The following is a 17,779-nucleotide window of genomic DNA, read 5'->3' on the forward strand; positions in this document are numbered from 1 at the left end:
ATAGCTAGCAGGATCCTAAGGCAAGGGAAAAATATTGTAGTAAAAGTAGTAAAGTATATGTCCCCACTCCTTGGGGGCAGGCTAGGAGAGCTTTCAATAAGCCACTTTTACAAAAAGTCCATGCTCGTCTTTGTTATTTTCATCCTCAACAAAACGAAGTCCATAAGATTTGCTTTTGAAATTGGCTACGCAAAGCACCATAGCATCCAGAATATCATCTGGTTTTACCTTTGATTTAGGGAAGGTTTCAGAGATGTTTTCGTAAAGTTTTTTAAATTTTGAGTCGTGTTTTTGCAACAACTGAAAGCGCTGTTGAAATCCTTCTTGGGTTGACTTTTTAGTCTGAATCACTTCTGAAGCATTCAAATATTTAAAGCAGATTTCAGGGTGACTTTCATAAATTTCTAAACCCCTTGGTTTGGACTTCAAGAATTGGTCGACTTCTTTGATTTTCTTTGAAATGTTGTAGCTCTGTATGGATATGCTTTTATCTAGAATTTCTTTATTAATGGTTCTGGCTTCATCATAATCTGCTGCATAAATAGCTTTTCTGCAGGCTGGTGTGAAGATGGTAGAAGATCTATTGCCGAGTTCCTTTCGCAATTTGGACTCAATAGTTCGTGTAAAATTTATGGATGATAAACCAATTGGAATATCAATAAAGAGTCTTTGAAGGTCTGGATGTCGCCCCATCAGTTCATGAATGGATTTTACCACTTCAAAGTAAAATTCTTTAGAATCGTGAAGGATGACAATCCAGCCTAGAGGACAGGAATCTATTCCAGCTATTTTCATGTGAGGTTTACTTCAGGTGAACGGTATTAATGATTTTTTAAACATAGGATTTTAATCTTTCTTCAGCTCAGGACGTGGCCTTAAGTTAACTTTTATTTTAAAGCTGATGATCTAAGTATTTAAGTTAACGTGCTTAAAATCAGAATAAAAAAAGCCGATACATTGCTATATCGGCTTCATTGTTAATTAGTTTATAAACTTAAATATGTAAAGCTCGGTCGCCAGTCGCCGCAAGGGCTGCTTCTTTTACAGCTTCTGCGTAAGTAGGGTGAGCGTGGCTCATCCTGGCGATGTCCTCTGCACTGGCACGGAATTCCATAGCGGTCACCGCCTCAGCAATAAGGTCGGCAACTCTGGCTCCCACCATGTGTACGCCAAGGACCTCGTCTGTTTTCTTGTCTGAAAATATCTTCACAAATCCGTCGATATCCCCACTAGCTCTGGATCTCCCCAAGGCACGCATAGGAAATTTACCAGTGTTGAACTCGATGTTCTCGTCTTTAAGCTGGTCTTCGTTCTTTCCTACTGAAGCCACTTCTGGCCAGGTATAGACCACGTTTGGAATCAAATTGTAATCGATATGCGGTTTTTGTCCTGCAATCACTTCAGCAACAAAACTTCCTTCCTCTTCAGCTTTGTGAGCAAGCATAATACCTTCGATAACATCACCTATAGCATAAATGTTTGACGTAGAGGTTTGAAGTTTTTCATTAACCTTAATTTTTCCATTGTCTTTTATCTCTACACCAGCTTTGTCGGCATTCAAACCATCTGTGTATGGTCTACGACCGACAGAGACCAGGCAGTAATCGCCTTTGAATTCGACTTCCTTACCGTTTTTGTCATCTGCTTTTACAATCACTTCGTCGCCTTTACGCTCTACAGATTTAACCTTGTGAGACAGCATAAATTTAGCTTTTTGCTTCTTCATGGCCTTCATCAATTCCTTGCTCTGGTCTTTGTCCATCCCAGGAATGATACGGTCCATGTATTCTATCACTGTTACTTCTGCTCCCAATCTTTTATACACCTGTCCCAATTCCAGACCAATCACTCCGCCACCAATCATGATAAGGTGTTTAGGAATTTCCTTGAGCGAAAGCGCTTCAGTGGAAGTAATGATTCGTTCTTTGTCAATGTCTATAAAAGGCAGGCTAGAGGGCTTACTTCCTGTAGCAATGATGGTATTTTTGGCTTCAATTTCAGTTTCTTTACCGTCATTATCAGTAATGATGATATGTGTTTTATCCTTGAAAGAACCAACACCTTCGTAAGATTCAATATCGTTTTTGTCCATCAGGAAATCGATCCCTTTAGTCGTTTGATCTACGACACCAGACTTGCGTTTCATCATGTTTTCCAGATTGACTTTTACGTCTCCAGAAATATCGATACCATGTTCTTCAAAATTCTTGATTGCATCCTCGTAGTGATGAGACGAATCAAGTAAAGCTTTGGAAGGGATACAACCTACGTTGAGGCAAGTCCCACCTTTGGTAGCGTATTTTTCGATTATTGCAGTTTTTAAACCTAGTTGTGCACAACGTATTGCTGCTACATATCCCCCAGGTCCGGAGCCGATCACGACTACATCATATGTGTTCATAAAACGAATTTTAATTACTAATAATAAAGTATTACAAATTTACACCTTCTATCATAAAGGGCAATTGAATCGCTTCAAATCCTTGTTAAATTCCTATGGATTTTAGAAAGGCTATTTCTCCATAATTCCACCTTTCCGTGATACTTAGGAAAATTTATTGTTTATATATTGATTTTAGGAATGAAAATAATGTTTTGGTTATGAGTTAATTGGTGTTTGAGTACTATAAAACTGAAGCTTTGTTTTGTGAAATATGTTACAAAATTGTAACATTACGTCGATTTAAAATCCTTGACATGAGTGAATCCGTGAATGCATCTGAAGAAGAACCCTCCAATTCTAAAATAAGACTCAGCATTTGGCAAGCTTTAATTCCTGTTTTAGCGCTTATAGGCATGCTGGCTTACAATGTCTTTGTGTACGGAGATGACTCTCTTGCTGGTTCCAATCAATTCATCTTGCTTATGGGTGCTGCAGTAGCAGCAATAGTAGGTGTTTCTAAAGGGGCAAAGTTTGAAAGCATGATTGAAGATGTTGCCAAAAATTTGAAATCCACTACAGAGCCTATTTTGATTTTATTGATGGTTGGAGCATTGGCTGGGACCTGGCTTCTCAGCGGTATCATTCCAACTATGATTTACTACGGATTGCAAATTCTTAACCCTACCATATTTCTTGCTGCCTGTGTTATCATCTGTTCGGTTATATCTGTGGCAACAGGAAGCAGCTGGACTACGTCTGCCACTGTAGGTATAGCTTTAATTGGTATTGCCGAAGCACTTGGTGTATCTGTGGGGATGACTGCTGGAGCCGTTCTATCTGGAGGTTATTTTGGAGACAAATTATCGCCTATGAGTGATACTACAAATTTAGCTCCTGCAATGGCGGGAACAGACTTGTTTACTCACATAAGGTATATGACGATTACAACCGTGCCAACTATAATAGTAACATTAATTGTATTTATTATAATTGGCCTAAACTTAGACACTTCAGGTCAAACTAACCCAACAGAAATTTTAGGAAGTATAGAATCTTCTTTTAATGTATCCGGATGGTTATTTGTTGTACCAGTTTTAGTTATCATATTAATTGTAAAGAAAACACCACCACTCATTGCATTACTTTTAGGAACGCTTCTCGCAGCAGTAGCAGCTTTAGTTTTTCAGCCAGAATTGGTGAAAATGATAGGGGGTGGCGACATACTTACATTTGAGACCGCTTATCGCGGAATTATAGATGCAATAACTGTAGACATTACAATTCCTACAGAAAATAAGTCTTTACAAGATTTATTTTCAGCTGGTGGAATGTATGGAATGCTGGGAACGATTTGGTTGATCATTTGCGCTATGGTATTTGGAGGAATCATGGATGCGATTGGAGCATTAGAAAGGATAAGTGAAGCTCTTTTAAACTTATTTACGTCTACATTCGGTTTATTCTTTAGTACAGTTACCAGTTGTTTAGCTTTAAACTTAACAGCGTCAGACCAGTATTTAGCAATCGTTGTTCCTGGGAAAATGTTTGCAAAAGCTTATGAAAAGAAAGGATTAGCACCAGAAAATTTAAGTCGAACTTTGGAAGATTCTGGTACTGTAACTTCGGTATTGATTCCCTGGAATACATGTGGAGCTTACCATAGTGGAGTTTTGGGAGTTCCAGTTGTTGATTATTTCTTTTATGCAATATTCAATTATTTGAGTCCTTTCGTTACTCTATTTTTTGCGGCATTCAATATTAAAATAAGACAACTGACAAATAAATAAGTTATGAAATTAGACATATTGGCAATTGGAGCACATCCAGACGATGTCGAGTTAAGCTGTGCAGGAACTTTAGCCAAAGAAATCGATAAAGGAAAGAAAGTTGGAATTTTGGATCTCACTCGTGGAGAGTTGGGGACTCGTGGTACTGCTGAAACTAGAGATGCTGAAGCCAAACATGCAGCCGATATTTTGGGTGTAAGCATGAGAAAGAATCTTGAGTTTAGCGATGGTTTTTTTACAAATAATACAGCTCATCAACTTGAAATTATAAAAGTTTTAAGGAAGTACAGACCAGACATTATTCTTTGTAATGCTATAAGAGACCGGCACATAGATCATGGAAAGGGAAGTCAGCTTGTGAGTGATTCCTGTTTTTTAAGTGGTCTAAAAAAAATAGAAACTATTTGCGAAGGAAATACACAAAAGGAGTGGAGACCAAAATTAGTTTACCATTATATTCAGTGGTACGATATAGAACCAGATGTAGTTGTAGACATTACTGGATTTATGGATAAGAAAATGGAATGTATCAAAACTTACAAAACCCAATTTTTTGACCAAAAGAGTAAAGAACCAGAAACACCTATATCAAGCTCTAATTTTTTTGATAGTATCACCTATAGAGCTAGAAATCTTGGCAGAATCATTGGAACTGAACATGCAGAAGGCTATACAGTAGAACGCTATCCGGCAGTAAATTCTATTTTTGACCTGATTTAAAATATTTTTTATAAAAGGAACAAAACCCTATCTCAAAATCTGAGTTAGGGTTTTTTATGTAATAACTCGAAACCATTTAATTTTAATAACAATTAGAATTTAATTGCTAATTTAATATATTTATGCAAAATAAATATATATGAAATTTTGTCCGCAATGTCAATCTGATAAAATTGTGAAAAGTGGTATTGTAAACGATCGTCAGCGCTATAAATGTAAATCCTGCAACTACTTTTTCACTGTAAACAAATTAGGGAAAAAAATAGATCAGTATTATGTCACAAAAGCTTTACAGCTGTATCTAGAGGGTTTGACTTATCGTGAAATTGAAAGGATCTTAGGTGTTTCTCACGTAAGTGTGATGAATTGGGTCAAGAAATATAATATTCATAAAGTTCAAAATTCTGATGTCCATCCAACTTATAAAATTTTAAGTCAGAGTGAGCTAGGTCATTATTTTTCTACTTCAGAAAATACTAAAGGCTCAGGAATGATTGTTACTGAGCTTGGTGATAAATTCATGGTAATTAAATGGGAACGATTTAAGGAATAACTATAGTGATTAACATAAATATATATTTAATTTTATTTAACAAATAAAATATTTGAAGTTCGTAGCAAGTTATTAGCAAAGAATGCTATAAAAAAATAAAGACTTGTTATCTGATGAAATATTTTGTTGCATATTTAATAGTAATTATTGCTTTTTCTAGTAATAATGTATTTTCCCAAGGATCGCCTTATTATAAGGGTGGATTTAAGATTAAGTTTGATGATAATGATAATAAATACGTGAGAATTTTGACCTGGGTTCAGGCTCAGGCCAATTTTTCAGATTCGAATCCGGAAGATCAGGCTGATCTTTCTGTTCAGCTAAGGCGTGCTAGATTTCTAGTTTATGGTCAAATCACTAAAGATTTTCTAGTTCTCACTCACATAGGTATTAACAGCCTTAATTCTTTCAATATGGAACCTGTCGGCGCGGAAGGCTCCCCTCAAGTGTTTATGCATGACGCCTGGGCTCAGTATAATGTATCAGATCAACATGTAGTGGGTGGTGGGCTACATTATTGGAATGGCTTGTCCAGGCTCAATTCACAAGGAACACTCAACCTTATGACTCTGGATAACAACAGGTCTTCATGGTCAACTCTAGGTTTATCCGATCAGTTTGCAAGGCATATAGGCGTGTTTGCTAAAGGTAATTTTGGGAAGTTACAGTACAATGTAGCCATCAATGAAGCCATGGTCAATGGACTTGATACAAATCCACTTTCTGAAGCTAATGCGGTATACCGTGGAGCCAATATTTTGGGAACTGCTGAAGCAGGGAAAACTTATACCGGCTATTTTGCTTATAATCTTTTTAATTTGGAGAGTAATTTTTTGCCTTACAAAGTCGGAACTTATATGGGCACTGAACGTATTTTTAATATCGGTGCTGGTTTTTATCACCATCCAAATGGTGCTGTGATTTTAAATGATAATCAACCTGTTGGAGAAGATGTTAATCTTTTTGCAGCAGATGTATTTTACGATGCACCAATTGGAAATAATGGGGCTGCGGTAACAGGCTATGCCGTTTACCAATCCAATGACTATGGCTCAAATTATCTTCTTGGTCCCTACGCTACTGGGGATATGCTCTATGGACATTTCGGCTACCTTGTACCAAGTTCAAAATCAATTAAATTTCAGCCATATACCTCTTACAACCATTCGTTTATTGATGTCTCCAATCAAGATAGAACGATTTTTGGTTTTGGCATTAATGCCTTTTTAAACGGTCACAATTCAAAACTTACGTTAGAATATCAGAATGAGCGGTTTTTAAATCAAACCGTAAATAGAATCAATTTACAAGCAATGATTTACTTATAAAATTTTTAAAGCATGAAAAATAAAGACAAAAATGCGGTAGCCTATTGGAAAGAAAATGTGAGGTACCTCTACATTCTTCTTAGTATTTGGTTTTTAGTTTCCTATGGAGCTGGAATATTATTCAAAGACTGGCTGAATCAATTTACCCTTGGAGGATTCAAACTTGGTTTTTGGTTCGCTCAACAAGGTTCAATTTATGTATTCGTAATTCTGATTTTCGTTTATGTAAGATTGATGAACAAACTAGATAAAAAATACGGATACGACGAATAAAAAACCAAAACTATGGATGCTCAAATATTGACTTATATTATCGTAGGAGCCACATTTGCTCTTTACATCGGGATTGCAATCTGGTCTCGTGCCGGTTCTACTAAAGATTTTTATGTTGCAGGTGGTGGAGTAGGACCAATTGCCAATGGTATGGCTACTGCAGCAGACTGGATGTCTGCAGCTTCTTTTATTTCTATGGCCGGGATCATTGCCTTTATGGGCTATGATGGGGCTACATTCCTTATGGGTTGGACTGGAGGTTATGTGCTTTTAGCTTTGTTGCTGGCTCCTTATCTCAGGAAATTTGGAAAATTTACAGTTCCAGATTTTATAGGAGACCGCTATTATTCCAAAACAGCAAGGATTGTTGCAGTATTCTGTGCTCTTATTGTTTCCTTTACTTATGTAGCAGGACAAATGAGAGGCGTTGGCGTTGTGTTCTCGAGATTTTTGGAAGTTGAAATCAATACTGGTGTGTACATAGGAATGGTGATCGTGCTTTTTTATGCTGTTTTAGGCGGAATGAAAGGCATTACTTATACTCAGGTTGCACAGTATTGTGTGTTGATTTTTGCTTTTATGGTACCAGCGATTTTTATTTCAATTCAATTGACTGGCAATCCTATTCCTATGCTAGGAATGGGAGATACAGTGGTTGGTCAGCCAGATGTTTACCTATTGGATAAATTAGATGGTTTAAGTCAGGAACTTGGCTTCAATAAGTATACTGACGGATCCAAAAACATGATAGATGTAATAGCAATCACCCTCGCTCTCATGGTTGGTACAGCTGGACTTCCTCATGTGATCGTAAGGTTCTTCACTGTAAAGAAAGTAAAAGATGCTAGAAAGTCTGCTGGATTTGCTTTGCTTTTTATAGCGATTCTTTACATAACAGCACCTGCTGTTTCAGTCTTTTCTAAAATTAATTTGATAGACACAGTGAGTGAGAAACCTTATGAGGAAATGCCAGAATGGTTCACCAACTGGGAAAGTTTGGGTTTGATAGGCTGGGTTGATAAAAATAATGATGGTAAAATTCAATATCTTGGACCAAAAAGAAATGGGGGTGTTGCTATTGATGGAAAGACTCCCGAATTTGCTGATGAAAGCAAAGGAAATAGTGGAGAGCGAATAGTGACCAATCCTTCGGATAACGATAATGAATTGTATGTGGACAATGATATAATGGTTATGGCAAACCCTGAGATTGCAGACTTGCCAAATTGGGTCATCGCTTTAGTCGCTGCCGGATGTTTGGCTGCAGCTCTTTCTACTGCTGCAGGACTACTCTTGGTCATATCTTCTTCTGTTTCTCATGATCTGATAAAGAAAATAATTAAACCGGACATTAGCGATAAGGGAGAATTGATTGCTGCTCGTCTTTCTGCTACTGGAGCTGTAGTAATAGCAGGTTATTTTGGTATCAATCCGCCAGGATTTGTGGCTGCTGTAGTGGCACTGGCTTTTGGTCTGGCTGCTGCATCCTTTTTTCCAGCTATTGTTCTTGGTATTTTCTACAAAAAGATGAATAAAGAAGGAGCCGTTTCTGGAATGATTGTAGGTGTGTGTTTGATGTTATTCTACATGCTAAAATTCAAATTTGATCTATTTGGAGGAGGTACAGAACAAGACTGGTGGTTTGGAGTTTCTCCAGAAGGTTTTGGATCTATTGCTATGGTGGCCAATTTTATCGTTTCACTTACAGTGTGTCAGTTTACCAAAGAAACACCGCAAGATGTTCAAGAAATTGTTGAAAATATTAGAATTCCAAGCGGGGCAGGCGAAGCAACAGGACATTAAAAATACAGTTTGTTAAATCTCAAGGGAGTGGTGCTTTTTGCTCCTCGCTCTTGAGAATTTTAATTATTTTAAAGACTTATTCAAGAAATATGAAAAAAAGACATCAGCAAAAACTTATTTTTCTAAGCTTAGGGTTGATTCTGCTGTTCAACATTCCGCTGATTTTTGCCTTCAATACCGTTTCTGAAGTATTTGGGTTTCCTCTATTTTATTTTTTCATTTTTATCACCTGGATGCTTAGCATACTTATTTCATTTATGGTACTTAAAAAATATTCTGATTGATGAGTAAGATTGGGCTTATAGCACTCATTTTTATGTATTTGGGAATTTTGTTTCTCATCGCCTTTTTTGCTGAAAAAAATAAAGGTTCAAAATTGGTTACTCACCCAGCAGTTTATGCACTTTCTCTTGCGGTATATTGCTCTGCATGGACCTATTATGGAAGTGTTGGAATGGCCGCTAGAACTGGTGTAGAATTCTTAACCATTTATCTAGGCCCAATCATAGCAGCACCACTTTGGATTATAATCCTAAAAAAAATAATTCAGCTGTCCAAAGTTTATAACGTGTCCAGCATAGCTGATTTTATTTCTCTGCGATATGGCAACAGCAGGTCTCTGGGAGCACTTGTTACCATTGTTTGTGCTGTAAGTATAATACCATATATTTCTCTTCAACTGAAGGCTATTTCAGAAACCTTTGAAATTGTTTCAACATCAACTCTAGGCATAGAAGGGTCCTCCGTTATCACAGATTCTACGTTTTATATAGCTATAATTTTAGCTGTTTTTGCTTCCTTTTTTGGAACCTTATCCCTGGATGCTTCAAAGCAAAGAGCAGGTGTGATGTTTTCTGTTGCTGCTGAATCAGTTTTGAAATTAACTTTTTTTCTCATTGTAGGTATTTATGTGACCTATTATGTGTTTAATGGCACTTCAGATTTATACCAGCAGGCTAGTTTAAATTTGGATTTAAATCAGTTAAGTACAATTAATGGATTAAGTGGAGGTATCAACTGGTACTTTAGTCTAGCTCTTTCTTTTTTAGCCATTTTCTTATTACCACGGCAATTTCAAACTTCGGTAGTAGAATTCAATAATCGTAAGCAACTAAAAACTTCTATCTGGCTATTTCCACTTTATCTTTTGCTTTTCAACTTATTTGTGATTTTCATAGCCTGGGGTGGATTGTTGATTTTGGGTAAGGATATTAATGCCGATTATTTTACATTGCTCATCCCATTACATTTTGGAGATCACTGGCTGGCAATCATCGTTTTTCTAGGAGGATTATCTGCAGTTATATCTATGGTTGTAGTTTCCACTGTAGCATTGTCTACCATGCTGAGCAATAATCTTATCATTCCCTACGGTTTTATTAAAACCCTGACAAAGAGAAAGTCTTTAAACAATGAAAAAATTATAAAAAACATTAGGCGAGTAAGTGTTTTTTGCTCAATAATACTCGCTTACTTACTCTATGCCTTATTTAATCCAGAAATCTCGTTATTTTCTATTGGACTCATTTCGTTTCTGATTATTGTTCAGCTGGCGCCGAGTTTCTTCATTGGTATGTTTTGGAATCGTGGCTCTGCTTTAGGTGCCAAAGCTGGAATTGTAATAGGAATGCTGATTGTTGTTTTCACCTATTTACTCCCTTTTTTTACTGAAAACATATTCAGTAACAATCAATTTGTAGCCAATGGATTATTTGGAATTACAGCACTTAAACCTTACGCACTATTTGGTATTGAGCTGTTAAATCCTGTAAATCATGCATTATATTGGAGTTTATTGTTAAACACAGGAGCATACTTAATCCTATCTGTTATTAAAAAAGGAAATTATCGAGAACGCAATTATGGAGAAATGTTTGTCAATACCAGCAAGGCAGTCGAACTAAAAGAAAATGCTTACGTATGGAAAGGTGAGGCTTATGTTGAAGACATTCAAAATATTTTGGTTCGTTTTTTAGGACAATCCAAAGCAGATAAAGCCTTAAGAGTATTTAGAAAGCGATATGCAGTAAATCCTGAAGACAGACTTGCAGATGCCAGATTTATCAATTTTTCGGAACGCCTTCTCACAGGTGCTGTGGGAAGTGCTTCAGCCAAAATTTTAATTTCAAATGTTGCCAAAGAAAAGCCAGTATCTCTAGTGGAAGTACTTCATATTCTTGAAGAAAATAGAGAAACAATTTCTGTTAATAAGTCACTAGAGGCACAATCTCAAAAATTAATTAAGCTAGCTTCAGAATTAAAATCTGCAAATGAAGAACTCAAAATTCAGGACCAGTTAAAAGATGACTTTCTAGATACTGTAGCACATGAGCTCAAGACACCTATTACTTCAATAAAAGCTAGTTCTGAAGTTTTAACAGAAGGAAATGATATGCCCGAAGAACTACAACAGAGATTTTTGAGTAATATCATTCAAGATACAGAGCGCCTCAATGTCTTGATTAACGATATTTTAGATTTAGAAAAAATGGCTTCTGGAAGAGATGAGTTAACTTTAGAGTACCAAAGTTTAAATTCATGTATCGAAGATGCTATCAATGGAATCAGAAGTATTGCAGGCAGGAAGAATATACAGGTAGAGTTTAATGCAAAGAAGAAGGTTTTTACTGAATTTGATTACAGTAAAATGCTACAGGTTTTCACGAATTTGCTTTCCAATGCAATCAAATTTGTTCCCGAAAACTACGGAATTATAAGTGTTTCCCTTGAAGAAAATTCAGAAGAAATAAGCTGTAAAGTGATTGATAATGGTAAAGGAATTCCTGAAGAAGATATTCAATTAATTTTTAAAAAATTCTATCAGTCAAAAAATCAAACCTTTAAAAAGCCTATTGGGAGCGGCTTTGGGTTAGCCATATGCAAACAGATTGTTGAAATGCATAAGGGAAAGATTTATGCTGAATCTAATTTGACTACAGGAGCAGAAATGAACTTAAAACTACCAAAACAAAACACATGAAAAAAATCCTACTTGTAGATGATGAGCCTAATATTATAATGGCGGTGGAGTATACGTTAAGGAAAAATAACTACGAAGTTTTTATTGCTAGAGACGGTGAAGAAGCTATTGCACTTGCAGAGAAACTTAGACCAAACCTCGTTATTCTTGATATCATGATGCCGAAAGTAGATGGGTATGAAGTTTTAGAATACTTAAGTGACCACGACACTTTAAAAAACACAACACAAACAGTCATCATAAGTGCAAAACAAAAAGAAAGTGATGTGGATAAGGCTATTGAACTTGGTGCCAAAGCTTATATCAAGAAACCTTTTTCCATGAAAAAACTGTTAAATACTATAAGTGAATTAATAATACAGAAATCTTAAAATACACAATTATGAGCTATAAAGATGCCTATCAAAAAAGTATTGAGCAACCAGAAGAATTTTGGATGCAGGAATCGAAGAATATCAAATGGTTCAAAGCGCCAACTCAAGCACTGGAGCAAACTCCCGAAGGGATTTACCATTGGTTCCCTGATGGAGAAACCAACTTGAGTTACTTATGTATAGATCAACATGTGGAAGATGGGTTTGGGGATGAATTGGCCCTGGTTTACGATTCTGCTGTGAGGCAAAAGCAAGTCAAATATACATATAATGAGGTTTTGGAAAAGGTCTCTAAACTTGCTGGCGGACTCAGAGAACTCGGTGTTGAGAAAGGAGATCGCGTCATTATTTACATGCCAATGATTTCTCATTCATTGTTTAGCATGTTGGCTTGTGCTAGAATAGGTGCTATTCACTCTGTTGTTTTTGGTGGCTTCGCCCCTGATGAACTTGCTATGAGAATTGATGATGCCCAACCAAAAGTCATCATTACAGCAACGTCTGGTATTGAGGTTGATAGACTTATAGCCTATAAACCTATGGTGGACGAAGCTATAGAAAAGGCTAAACATAAAGTCGAAAAAGTGGTCGTGTTCAATAGAAAGCTGGGTGTAGAATTTGAGCATAAACCCTACGATGTTGATTATTTAGAGTTGACGGATAAAGCAAAGCCTGCGGATGCTGTTCCATTAAAGTCTAAAGATCCTTCTTATATTTTATATACTTCAGGAACTACTGGATCCCCAAAAGGAGTAGTAAGAGATACAGGAGGTTATGCAGTTGGCCTTAAGTATTCGATGGAAAACATCTATGGTACAAAGCCTGGAGATACGTTTTGGGCTGCCTCCGATGTAGGTTGGGTTGTAGGGCATAGTTACATAGTATATGCACCTATGATTCATAGAAATACAACGATTATCTATGAAGGAAAACCTATAAAAACTCCAGATGCGGGTGCATTCTGGAGAGTTGTAGAAGATCATAAGGTGAATGTCATGTTTACAGCGCCTACTGCTTTTAGAGCAATCAAAAAAGAAGATCCTGATGGTGAGTTTATCAAAAAATATGATATATCATCTCTAAAATATCAGTTTTTAGCTGGTGAACGTTGCGATGAAACTACATTGAAATGGGCTCAGAAACATTTACAAATACCAGTTATAGACCATTGGTGGCAGACAGAATCTGGCTGGTCTATTGTTGCAAATTACATGGGTCTGGACCCATTACCAGTAAAACCTGGATCTGCCGGAAAACCTGTTCCCGGATATGATATAGAAATCCTTTCTGAAGAAGGGGAAAGTTTACCGGCTAATACTGAAGGTTACATCTGTTCCAAACTGCCACTTCCTCCTGGTTTTATGCAGACCCTTTGGAATAATCATGAGCGCTACAAGAACGGCTATTTAAGTAAATTTCCAGGTTACTACTTCTCGGGTGATGGTGGGTATATAGACGAAGAAGGCTACGTTTTCATTACAGGCAGGATAGATGATGTTATCAATGTATCTGGACATAGGTTATCCACTGCAGCTTTGGAAGAAGTTGTTTCCAAACACCCTTCTGTCGCAGAATGTGCCGTAGTAGGCCTTAAAGATGAATTGAAAGGGGAAGTCCCTCTGGCCATTGTAGTCCCGAAAATGGGTGAAGAAGATTATGAATCTTATAAAATGGAGACTGAAATTGTTCAATTAGTGAGGGATAAAATTGGACCTATTGCTGCCTTGAAAAATGTAGTCATTGTCAAAAGACTTCCAAAAACAAGAAGCGGTAAGACCTTAAGAAGAACTTTGAGGAAACTCGTAGCTGGGGAATCTTATAATTTACCATCAACTATCGAAGATCCTATGGTCATTAGTGAAATTATTGAAACCTTTAGTCAGCAGAAAATAGGGGCTTTCAGTAAAAATAAAGATCAGGTGACTCAATCTTTAAAAGCCCTCACAAAGAGTTACTATAACATCGATTCTTTGGCTAAGTACATGGATGTGTATAGAATTTCTCAAAACGATCCCGAAAATTTTTGGAACACAATCGCAGAACGAAACTTTGAATGGAAGAAAAAGTGGGATACAGTCTTGAAATGGAATCCTGAAGAAGCAAGAGCAACCTGGTTTGAAGGCGCTCAACTCAACATTACAGAGAATGCTATTGACAGGCATTTGAAAACCAGAGGAAATAAAACCGCTATTATTTGGGAGCCTAACAATCCCGAAGAAAAAGAACAACGCATCTCCTACAAAGAACTTTCAGAACGCGTTAATAGAATGGCTAATGTTTTGAAAGCAAACGGCATTCAAAAAGGAGATCGGGTATGTATTTACTTACCTATGATTCCAGAATTGGCTGTAGCTACATTGGCCTGCGCTAGAATTGGAGCAGTGCATTCGGTAGTTTTTGCAGGTTTTTCAGCTTCTGCATTAGCCTCAAGAGTCAATGATTCTGATTGTAAAATGGTCATTACTTCAGATGGTTCTTACCGTGGTTCAAAATCAATCGACCTCAAAGGCATTGTCGATGAAGCTTTAGAAACTACCCCTTCAGTCGAAACTTGTTTAGTGACTAAACGAACCTTTGCTAAAATTGACATGAAAAAAGGGAGAGATGCTTGGTTGCATGATGAGTTGAAAAAAGTAGACAAAAACTGCGCTCCAGAAGTGATGGATGCAGAAGACATGCTTTTTATTTTATATACTTCAGGTTCTACTGGAACACCGAAAGGCATGGTACATACTACTGCCGGGTATATGGTGTATTCAGCATTTTCATTCAAAAATGTATTTCAGTATCAAGAAAATGATGTCTATTGGTGCACCGCAGATATTGGATGGATTACTGGACATTCTTATATTGTGTATGGTCCTCTACTGAACGGAGCTACAACGCTTATGTTTGAAGGTGTTCCTTCGTATCCAGATTATGGAAGATTCTGGGATATTGTAGAGAAATACAAAGTCAATCAATTCTACACGGCTCCTACAGCTATAAGGGCTTTAGCAAAACAGGATATTGAATTTGTCAATAAATATGACCTATCATCTTTGAAAGTTTTAGGGAGTGTTGGAGAACCTATCAATGAAGAAGCTTGGAATTGGTACAATGAAAATATAGGAAAGAAGACATGTCCTATTGTAGACACCTGGTGGCAGACTGAAACTGGCGGAATTATGATTTCTCCAATCCCGTTTGTTACACCAACTAAACCTACCTATGCAACTCTCCCTTTACCAGGTATTCAGCCATCATTAATGGACGAGAAGGGAAATGAAATTGAAGGAAATTCTGTTTCTGGAAGATTATGTATTAAGCACCCATGGCCAAGTATGGCCAGGACTGTTTATGGTAACCATCAACGCTACAAGGACACCTATTTTTCCGCCTTTGAAAATGTTTATTTCACTGGAGACGGAGCTTTAAGAGATGAGGTAGGTTACTACAGAATTACAGGCAGGGTAGATGATGTCATCATTGTATCTGGACATAATTTAGGTACTGCACCTATTGAAGATGCTATCAATGAACATCCAGCAGTGGCGGAATCTGCTATTATCGGTTTCCCACATAATGTCAAGGGAAATGCTTTGGCTGGCTTTGTGATATTGAAAAACGATGGTGAATCCAGAAATAAAGAAAACCTAAGCAAAGAAATTAATCAATTAATTTCAAGTAAAATTGGTCCAATTGCAAAATTAGATCGCATTCACTTTGTTTCTGGCTTGCCTAAAACACGAAGTGGTAAAATCATGAGAAGAATCATGAGGAAGATTTCTGCTGGAGAAGCAGATCAAATTGGAGATGTCTCAACACTATTGGATCCAAGTATTGTAGAAGAAATCAAAGAGAAAGTTGAACCGTTTTTAAAATAAGAATAATCTAAAAGGTTTTATCGTTTCGTAATTTAGAAATCAACTTATTTAGTTTAAAAGAATTGGGGAGATTATTTTTTGTTTATATAATTTTCTCTTTATTTACTCAAATCGTTTTGTGGAATGCAATTTTATATTAAATTTGCAGCGTCTTACAAGACAACTGGTGGATGTAGCTCAGTTGGTTAGAGCACTGGTTTGTGGTACCAGGGGTCGTGGGTTCGAGCCCCATCTTCCACCCAAAAAAAAAGGTCTTATCGATTATGATAAGGCCTTTTTTAGTTTTAAGAGGATAATATTTATCTCAGTATATTGGAAGGAAAAACCACTACACTTTCATTTCCATTTTCATCCACAGAAGCTATTCCGAAGAAAAAATTATCGATAATTATGCCGTCTAGAGTGATTTCATTTACATTTTCAACATATCTAAAATGATCCCAAGTTGGGGAGGTGGTAGATCTCCAGTATACTTTGTAACCTTTAACGTCACTTGGATTTCTTTGTTCCCACTTGAGTTTTACAGAAGGTTCTACAATACCACCAATCGCGACTTCAGTTGGAGCTGGTGGAGCCCACGCCAAACTTGCCATAGAAATAGCGTTCACAGCAGTTAACTTTTTGACATAATCAAAATTGACATGTTCTATGACATCACCGTACTCAATTTCATTTTCAGTCCTGATATCCTGATGTTGTTGATTGTAATTCTCATGAGCTTCCATGATTCTAATACCAGGAAAACCTAAATCGTTGAAAGGCTTATGATGACCACCACGTCCAAATCTATCTAAGCGATATATCATCATAGGATTCATCTCTGGCATGTAGGTTTTAGTGGTTTCGTAAACATATCTCGCCAATTGTCTAGACTCCCCATCTACTTCACCTCCATAAAAGCGCTTCATTTGTCGTTCTCTGTCGGTTTCGGTTGGATTATGAGCCTCACTAAATATTCTAAAGGTTCTATTATCAATAACTCCATCAACTCCTTCTATGTTACCTATCATATCATTGTTCAAAATACCAATAATATTCCAATCGTTTTCTTTAGCGTATTTCGCTAAAAACTGACCTCCGTACAAGCCTTGTTCTTCACCGCTTAAACCTACGTAAACAATACTGTGATCAAATTCATATTGAGAAAGCACTCTAGCCGCTTCCATTGCACCTGCCATTCCTGTTGCATTGTCATTAGCTCCTGGAGCATCAGTTTCAAAATCTTGCGTATCCGAAGCTCTTGAGTCGATATCTCCACTCATAATGATGTAAGAATTTGGATATTTTTTTCCTTTTTGAACAGCGACTACATTAAGTATTTCTGCAGTTTTAGGAATTCTATTTCCATCCTCTGGGGTTACTGTTTCGCCTTGAAAAAAGACGTCTAAGCAGTTGTTGCAATTTGAAGAGATCTCTTCAAATTCAGATTTAATCCAGCGCCTAGCAGCACCAATTCCACGTGTATCACTTTTGGTATCGCTAAAGGTATTTCTGGTTCCAAAATCAACTAAATTTTGAACGTAATATTCCAGTTTTTCTGCAGAGACCTCATTTACAATATCATAAACTTTGGTGTCTACTTGGGCGTAAAAGATAGTCGAAAAGCCAAAAAAGGCAATAGTAAGTATAGTTTTCATGTCAATAATTTTTTGCTCAATTTACTATAATTTTAGAGGAATAAAAATTTTAAGAGCTAAGTGGTATTGTTATCT

Annotated in this window: 12 protein-coding genes and 1 tRNA gene; 10 read left to right on the forward strand and 3 right to left on the reverse strand. The window is 36.8% G+C overall.

Annotated features, from left to right (window positions below; genetic code table 11):
* Positions 1-93 precede the first annotated feature (93 nt).
* Complete coding sequence (locus tag LB454_RS13375) at positions 94-795, reverse strand: DUF429 domain-containing protein (RefSeq protein WP_224465185.1); 702 nt, start codon at positions 793-795, stop codon at positions 94-96.
* Between the two features lie 199 nt (positions 796-994).
* The gene (gene lpdA / locus LB454_RS13380; RefSeq protein ID WP_224465186.1) at positions 995-2,401 is read right to left on the reverse strand and encodes a dihydrolipoyl dehydrogenase; all 1,407 of its coding nucleotides are present in this window, start codon (positions 2,399-2,401) and stop codon (positions 995-997) included.
* A gap of 296 nt (positions 2,402-2,697) precedes the next feature.
* On the opposite strand from lpdA, the gene nhaC reads away from it, so the two are divergent.
* The 10 genes from nhaC to LB454_RS13435 all read left to right on the forward strand — a co-directional run bounded on the left by nhaC (position 2,698) and on the right by LB454_RS13435 (position 16,308).
* Positions 2,698-4,170, forward strand: coding sequence for a Na+/H+ antiporter NhaC (gene nhaC, locus LB454_RS13385; protein WP_224465187.1), 1,473 nt, complete (start codon positions 2,698-2,700; stop codon positions 4,168-4,170).
* 3 nt (positions 4,171-4,173) lie between these two features.
* A complete protein-coding gene (gene bshB1, locus LB454_RS13390; RefSeq protein WP_224465188.1) occupies positions 4,174-4,890 on the forward strand; it encodes a bacillithiol biosynthesis deacetylase BshB1 in 717 nt (238 codons plus the stop codon).
* Positions 4,891-5,029: 139 nt separating this feature from the next.
* Positions 5,030-5,443: a transposase-like zinc-binding domain-containing protein gene (locus tag LB454_RS13395; protein ID WP_224465189.1), complete on the forward strand. Its 414-nt coding sequence runs from the start codon at positions 5,030-5,032 to the stop codon at positions 5,441-5,443.
* A 113-nt stretch (positions 5,444-5,556) separates the two neighbouring features.
* The gene (locus LB454_RS13400) at positions 5,557-6,771 is read left to right on the forward strand and encodes a hypothetical protein (RefSeq protein ID WP_224465190.1); all 1,215 of its coding nucleotides are present in this window, start codon (positions 5,557-5,559) and stop codon (positions 6,769-6,771) included.
* Between the two features lie 12 nt (positions 6,772-6,783).
* Positions 6,784-7,044 carry a DUF4212 domain-containing protein gene (locus LB454_RS13405; RefSeq protein WP_224465191.1) on the forward strand — a complete coding sequence of 87 codons (261 nt, stop codon included), beginning with the start codon at positions 6,784-6,786 and terminating at the stop codon, positions 7,042-7,044.
* Positions 7,045-7,056: 12 nt separating this feature from the next.
* Complete coding sequence (locus LB454_RS13410; protein WP_224465192.1) at positions 7,057-8,847, forward strand: sodium:solute symporter family protein; 1,791 nt, start codon at positions 7,057-7,059, stop codon at positions 8,845-8,847.
* Positions 8,848-9,130: 283 nt separating this feature from the next.
* Positions 9,131-11,827, forward strand: coding sequence for a sensor histidine kinase (locus LB454_RS13415; protein WP_224465193.1), 2,697 nt, complete (start codon positions 9,131-9,133; stop codon positions 11,825-11,827).
* Positions 11,824-12,198: a response regulator transcription factor gene (locus LB454_RS13420; protein WP_224465194.1), complete on the forward strand. Its 375-nt coding sequence runs from the start codon at positions 11,824-11,826 to the stop codon at positions 12,196-12,198. Before LB454_RS13415 ends, LB454_RS13420 begins: the two co-directional genes overlap by 4 nt.
* A gap of 11 nt (positions 12,199-12,209) precedes the next feature.
* Entirely contained in the window at positions 12,210-16,067 is a 3,858-nt protein-coding gene (gene acs / locus LB454_RS14015; protein ID WP_262902792.1) for an acetate--CoA ligase, read from the forward strand.
* Positions 16,068-16,232: 165 nt separating this feature from the next.
* Positions 16,233-16,308, forward strand: a tRNA-His gene (locus LB454_RS13435).
* Positions 16,309-16,366: 58 nt separating this feature from the next.
* Here LB454_RS13435 and LB454_RS13440 read toward each other — a convergent pair.
* Complete coding sequence (locus tag LB454_RS13440; protein ID WP_224465195.1) at positions 16,367-17,704, reverse strand: M28 family peptidase; 1,338 nt, start codon at positions 17,702-17,704, stop codon at positions 16,367-16,369.
* Between the last annotated feature and the right edge of the window lie 75 nt (positions 17,705-17,779).

This window comes from Psychroflexus montanilacus, from assembly GCF_020164535.1.
GTDB lineage: Bacteria > Bacteroidota > Bacteroidia > Flavobacteriales > Flavobacteriaceae > Psychroflexus > Psychroflexus montanilacus.